Origin of the sequence: Thermophagus sp. OGC60D27, assembly GCF_052400625.1 — a bacterium.
Taxonomy (GTDB): domain Bacteria; phylum Bacteroidota; class Bacteroidia; order Bacteroidales; family Marinilabiliaceae; genus Thermophagus.
Genome location: NZ_JBQTGH010000006.1, coordinates 72419 through 78864, shown reverse-complemented (window position 1 = coordinate 78864; position 6446 = coordinate 72419). Strand labels below are relative to the sequence as shown.

Sequence of the window (6446 nt, the reverse complement as noted above, 5' to 3'; positions counted from 1 at the left end):
TAGGGACCGGTGCCACCGGAAACCGAGACAGAAAGGTTCACTGTACCCCCTTCACAGACCGGACCATCATTGGAGACAGCGTCAATTGAAGGATTTTCATTAACCGTTAAACTAGTCGTTCCAACGGCGGATCCGCAGCCATTAGCATCAGTCACAATGACCTCATAATCGCCAGCATCGGAAATAGAAACGTTAGAAAGAATTGGATTTTGATCGGTACTGCTAAAACCATTGGGACCACTCCAAGCGAAAGAGTATGGCCCTGTACCTCCAGAAACAGTCACTGTAAATGAGACATTAGCCCCTTCACATGCAGGACCACTATTATCTATATCAACAATTTCCGGCGCTTCATTAACCGTCACACTCACCGTTTGGGTGACTTCACAATTGGTAGGGTTATTTGTATCAGTTATGGTAAGATCATAACTATAAGTTCCCGGGGTGCCAATAACAGAAAGATCAGAGACAGTAATTGAATGTCCTGTCTGTCCTGCAGTCGGTAATCCCGGCCCATTCCAGGTATAGACATAACCGGAAACAGAAGGGTTCCCATCATAAAGTTGAATCTCTTCATTTTGACAAACCGGACCATTAGATTGAGGATCAGGAACTGGGTTGGGATAAATGGTAACAACAGCGCTACCAGACATATCCATTATGCACAAGGGAGCACTGGTACGCTGAGCGGAAACAGTATAAGTGCCGGCGGTTGAAACCTCAAAATTAATGGAACTACCAGTACCGGCTTTTACTTCTCCAGCCACTTCAATTCCATCGCGATAAAGCTGATATTCAAACCCTGTTTCAGATCCATCCAAGATAAGTGTCGCACTGGCACCCTCACATAATTCACTATCTTCTCCAAAATCATAGACATCAGCACTCTTACGAACATAAGTATAATCGTAACCCGAACCAATATCCATCCCTTGGTCATCAACAAAGTAATATTGAAAAAAAATCCTCGCATCCAAATACTCCGATTCAACCCGATCAGGATAAAAGCGAACGCCATTTTGAGGAGCGGTACCGATCTCGTCTATCCATTCGTTATGATTATCATCATCAACATTGGTTCTAATTTCCCATTTCACATATTGAGTTTCAGCAGGAATATCCGCAGGGTCCAGATAAATATCATCATAACTACCACTGGAACAATAATTGTCATCTAAATCATCAATACTATTTCTTTGTCCCTTTAAAAAAGACGGAACTTCTTCTTCATTATTATTATTCTCATCACCGGTATCTCTTCCCTGTCCGAACAAACCACTGCCCGAAAAAAAGAATAAACAAGTCAACAACAAAACGAAAGAATGTAAACTTCTATTCATAACCATCAGTTTAGGGTTACCTGTGTTTTATTGATATTAATTAACACATCGGATTCTTAATCAGCAAAAATATATTTAATAAATTATTCTCAAATACTTTCAGAACAATAAATTATCAACAAAAAGAAAAAATCTGATCAATACGGATGAATTCCTTCGGGATTCTTTTTATAAACCTTCCAATTAATCGAAGATTTCAATTGTTAAATCGGTTTGAATTACAAACAAAAAAGATTGTTTTCCAAACACTTAAAAAAAAGGAATGATAAACACACTCAGATAATTTCAGACGATAATTATTTCTTATGTTATACAATTTAGAAAGCATCTAAATTTTTACTTTAATTTGTACGCACACCCGTCCCCCATTGTTTCATTACGCCCAATAAAATCGAGGTTTATGTCAATCTTTAAATCATTAATTTTGGGGAAGAAATTCCATCTGCATAGGTCTCAACCACCATTCGTCATCATTTTTTAACCATTGGTCAAACCTGCGGCTAAGTAAAGGGACTTAAAACCCCCTTTTCAAAAAGAATTTCTGAAAATGAATGGCATTGAATATTGACACTTTAACAGCAATAAATTAACCAGTAATGTCAGATGTTCCTAACAGACCTTTTGATGCTATATCATCAAATTATCACCAAAGTGGCACCATATCCATATTCTCGGAATGAAGCATCCTGAAAACTATGTTTTTTGTAGCGGGTATTTAACTGGCGTCTAACCTCATGCTTTAAAGTTCCGTTGCCAATACCATGAATAAATACAATTTTTTGCCCCTTTAGTTTTTGGTGTTCCTCCATCACTGCATGAAACTTATCCAATTGTATTTTGAGGATTTCAGCACTGGTTAATCCACTGGTATTATCCAAAAGTTCATGGATATGAAGATCAACCTCTATAATTTCAGGGCGATTTTGTTTTTTTGCAGTAATTTTTTTTTCGTTGGAGGCTTCTTTTTCTTTTATAATTCTTTGGGTTTTTTTCTTAGACAGATTTTCCAAACGACGCTCAAATTCGCTTTTTATCACCGGAATTAGAACTGCTTTGTAGTCAAAGAAATCATTGTCCTTATATGCATTATCCCGATAAAACCTATAAGCCTTAATTTTGACAAGTTCATTCACGGGATCAAAAAGTCTGGAAGGTTTATCTTTTCTATGCAAAATCAATTGAACATGCCAACTGACATCCATTTTGGTCGTCGAGAATTGCTCTAAAAATTCCTTTGTATTAGGTTGCAGAGTTCCACTAAACAAGCCTCTGGCCAAACCATCATCCCCGGTCTCTGCAATTAGATAGTAACAAAAATAATTACTATCGTTGACCATATAAAAATCAACCTTTTGGTCACCGCTATTAATATTTTCCGAAGTAAACGCCAGATATATTCTCGGATTCAAATCATCATGGTGGGGATCAATATATGGGGATTCATCCTCAATAGCCTCAGAATGCGATGTGTTAATTGCATTATCTTCATTCGGAGTTAAAATAGAGTCCCCAGATTTTTCTGAAACATTTTCATTCTTACGCTCAACGACCACCACTTCCGAAACAGGAACAGGCACCTCAAACCCGATTTCGTCAATCACGTAAATAGTTTTTCCATCTATTCGGGTTACTTCACCGCCACCCACATCATTCAAAAACCTTACTTTATCACCAGGTTTAATGTCTTTATTTTTCATAAAAGTATTGCTTTTGATGCAAAGGTAAAAAAATCAACAGACCGATAAGTTTTTTAATCAATGCAACTTCTTTTTGAGTAAAATCATTAGGTAAAACATTTTTTAGTAAAGCTATTTGCGTTTGGTTAAAGGGGTCAACGATAACCCTAATCAAATAATCCAGGACTAATGAGCCACTAAAATTCCACCGAAATATATTGCTCTTACATTTTACTAATGGACTATGGTATTAATCCTCGAGATTATCTATTTTACCTTTAAAAAATTTTCATCCCTGCCATAATTATATTATTACAGTCGGTTCATATTCTTCAGAAATATCTAAATTTGCAAGTTTATTTGGAACTACAGTATAAAGACGATCAGCGCAAAATGAATATATCTATTAATGATTTTAATTACGACCTTCCGGAAGAAAGAATTGCCAAATACCCTTTAAGCCAACGTGATCAATCCAAACTACTCCATTATAAATCAGGGGAAATCAGTGATCACATTTTTGTGGATCTGCCGGATCTACTTCCTTCCGATACAATGATGATTTTTAATAACACGAAGGTCATCAGAGCGAGACTTCCATTTAAAAAATCGACCGGTGCCAAAATTGAGATATTTTGTCTGGAACCAGCCAATCCTGTAGACTTGGCACAGGCTTTTGCCCAAAACAAAGAAGTTATTTGGAATTGTATGGTAGGGAATCTGAAGAAATGGAAGGAGGGCCCTTTGGAAACAAGTATCCAACTGGGAGAGACCATTATACGTCTGATGGCAGAGAAAGTAAACAAAACCCCAGGTGGCCTAGCCATTCGTTTCAGCTGGGAAAATCCGGAATATACTTTTTCTGAGTTGATGGAAGCACTGGGAAAAACGCCTATTCCCCCCTACCTTAATCGAGAATCAGAAGATATTGACACAGAACGTTACCAAACCGTCTACTCCAAAGAACAAGGATCGGTAGCTGCACCGACAGCGGGACTTCATTTTACCAACCAAGTAATAGATCGGCTTCAAAAGCAAGGGGTAGCCCTTCAAAAACTAACCTTACATGTTGGTGCCGGAACATTTAGGCCGGTGAAAAGTGAAAATGTCGCCGACCATGAAATGCACACCGAACATTTCAGAATTTCTGTAGAAACCTTAAAGAACATTCGAAACCATAATGGCATTCGAATAGCAGTGGGAACAACCTCTCTGCGAACTTTGGAGTCTCTCTACTGGGCTGGCGTCTTGTGCCACCTCAAAAAACCGTTCCATCACATAGGACAGTGGACACCATACAATACTATAGGCACCCTTACTTTTGAAAATGCACTGGATAACCTCATTAATGCAACAGAAAACAGTGGAAAAAGTCATTTTGAAGGATCTACCGCCATCATCATTGCCCCAGGTTATAAAATTAAAACCATTGATGCGATTGTTACTAACTTCCATCAGCCCAAAAGCACATTATTGTTGCTGATTGCGTCATTGGTAGGTGAAGAGTGGAAAAAAATCTATTCGCACGCCCTGAAAAACAAATACCGTTTTCTTAGCTACGGTGACTCATCTCTTTTGTGGAAATCACTCCTTCCCTAAAGCCCTAATTTTTAACTCTTCTTCAAGAATGGCCTCTATATCGGCAGCACAGGAGCCACAAACTGTAGCTGCATCGGTTTCATCTTGGATCTCTTCAAAAGTACTTAGATGCTTTTCACGAATAACTTTAATAATTTCACCTTTTGTGAGCTGCAGGTGACGACAAACAATATCATTGTTTTCAAATTCCATCATTGCTGATTTTTTTGTGCAAAATTAGTTTAAATCATTGATTCGGGGAAACATTCACGGACAATTAGACTCAGAATAGAGCAATGGAGAATTCCAAAAGAAATTGAGCCCCTGTCATCCAATAGTACCTCAATAAAATCCAAGCGAGGGGTCTGGAACCATTTTTATGAACATAACGCCTTTTAGAATTACACGAAATAATGGCAACATACTAAGATGATTATGAAGAACTATTACTGTCTCTCTGATGTTACCGAATAGGGGCAATTCCAATTATTGGATCAGCCTGGTAAAAATCCTAAACCCTAATTGGTTTTGTTTTTGTGATTATCGGTTTAAATAATTATTAAATGAACCTCAGGTTGCTTTTTGAGGTATTAAAAATAACCAAGAGACCTGCTTTAATCAAAGGACCTCAAACTATTATCATTAGTCTCCCACAATTTACAGTAATAGTTTAAAACAAATTGTAAAAAACACATACAACTATAGTCCCAAACAAAATCAACATTTTTACCTTTTACATCCCTTTATTGGAACAATTTTTGATAATTTAGACCCGGTTTTGCAATATTTCATCACCAAAAATTATCAAAAAAATAGTCTCATGGACCAATCAGTAAATATTAAAGAATTAAATGAACGTATAAAAGAAGAAAGTTCGTTTGTTGATCTGTTGACCATTGAAATGAACAAAGTTATTGTTGGTCAAAAACATTTGGTAGAAAGCTTACTCATAGGACTGCTTTCCGATGGTCACATTCTGTTGGAAGGTGTTCCCGGTCTCGCGAAGACATTGGCCATCACCACCCTTTCAAAAGTAGTGAATGCCGATTTCAGCCGTATACAGTTCACGCCCGATCTTCTTCCGGCCGACCTTTTGGGTACGATGATTTACAGTCAAAAGAATGAAGAATTTGTAGTAAAGAAAGGTCCCATTTTCACCAATTTTGTTCTGGCCGATGAGATCAACAGAGCCCCAGCGAAAGTACAAAGTGCCCTACTGGAGGCCATGCAGGAACGTCAGGTAACCATTGGCGATCACACCTATTCGCTTCCGAGTCCTTTTTTGGTTATGGCCACCCAAAACCCCATAGAGCAGGAAGGAACATATCCGCTACCTGAAGCACAGGTTGACCGTTTCATGCTCAAGGTGATCATCGATTACCCACAAAAGTCCGAAGAGCAACTCATTATTCGTCATAATCTGGCCCAGCAATTTCCCCAAGCTAACAGCATTATTAAACCGGAAGATATTCTCCGCGCCAGAAAAGTGGTAAAAGATGTTTACATGGACGAAAAAATTGAAAAATACATTGTAGATATCGTTTTTGCTACTCGATTCCCGGATCAATACGGCCTGGAGAAATTTAATGATATGATCTCCTACGGAGGATCGCCACGTGCCAGTATTAGTTTATCAATGGCTGCCAAAGCTTACGCATTTATAAAAAGGCGTGGATATGTAATTCCTGAAGATGTCCGGGCCGTTTGCTTCGATGTGTTGCGACACCGGATTGGTCTTTCCTACGAAGCTGAAGCCAACAATCTTACTTCCGAAGATATCATCAGTGAAATACTCAACACTGTAGAAGTCCCCTAGAGGAGATATTTAAGTTTATAGTGAACAGTTCATCTA

General features: G+C 38.2%; 4 protein-coding genes and 1 pseudogene. 2 read left to right on the top strand and 3 right to left on the bottom strand.

What is annotated here, in order from left to right; genetic code table 11:
• Both ACT29H_RS08690 and ACT29H_RS08685 read right to left on the bottom strand, forming a co-directional pair.
• Positions 1–1340 (bottom strand): annotated as a pseudogene (locus ACT29H_RS08690) (hypothetical protein); the annotation flags it as partial.
• Positions 1341–1975: 635 nt separating this feature from the next.
• On the bottom strand, positions 1976–3037 hold the full coding sequence (locus tag ACT29H_RS08685) for a DUF2027 domain-containing protein (protein ID WP_444821231.1): 1062 nt from the start codon (positions 3035–3037) through the stop codon (positions 1976–1978).
• Between the two features lie 372 nt (positions 3038–3409).
• On the opposite strand from ACT29H_RS08685, the gene ACT29H_RS08680 reads away from it, so the two are divergent.
• Entirely contained in the window at positions 3410–4615 is a 1206-nt protein-coding gene (locus ACT29H_RS08680; protein ID WP_444821230.1) for an S-adenosylmethionine:tRNA ribosyltransferase-isomerase, read from the top strand.
• Here ACT29H_RS08680 and ACT29H_RS08675 read toward each other — a convergent pair.
• Positions 4601–4810, bottom strand: coding sequence for a (2Fe-2S)-binding protein (locus ACT29H_RS08675; RefSeq protein ID WP_444821229.1), 210 nt, complete (start codon positions 4808–4810; stop codon positions 4601–4603). The genes ACT29H_RS08680 and ACT29H_RS08675 overlap by 15 nt on opposite strands.
• Before the next feature lie 604 nt (positions 4811–5414).
• On the opposite strand from ACT29H_RS08675, the gene ACT29H_RS08670 reads away from it, so the two are divergent.
• The gene (locus ACT29H_RS08670; protein WP_444821228.1) at positions 5415–6410 is read left to right on the top strand and encodes an AAA family ATPase; all 996 of its coding nucleotides are present in this window, start codon (positions 5415–5417) and stop codon (positions 6408–6410) included.
• Positions 6411–6446: the final 36 nt, after the last annotated feature.

Excerpts from the sequence above, each read along its gene's own strand:
- ACT29H_RS08675 (WP_444821229.1), bottom strand. The coding sequence starts at position 4,810 with ATGATGGAATTTGAAAACAATGATATTGTTTGTCGTCACCTGCAGCTC.
- ACT29H_RS08680 (WP_444821230.1), top strand. The coding sequence starts at position 3,410 with ATGAATATATCTATTAATGATTTTAATTACGACCTTCCGGAAGAAAGA.
- ACT29H_RS08670 (WP_444821228.1), top strand. The coding sequence starts at position 5,415 with ATGGACCAATCAGTAAATATTAAAGAATTAAATGAACGTATAAAAGAA.
- ACT29H_RS08685 (WP_444821231.1), bottom strand. The coding sequence starts at position 3,037 with ATGAAAAATAAAGACATTAAACCTGGTGATAAAGTAAGGTTTTTGAAT.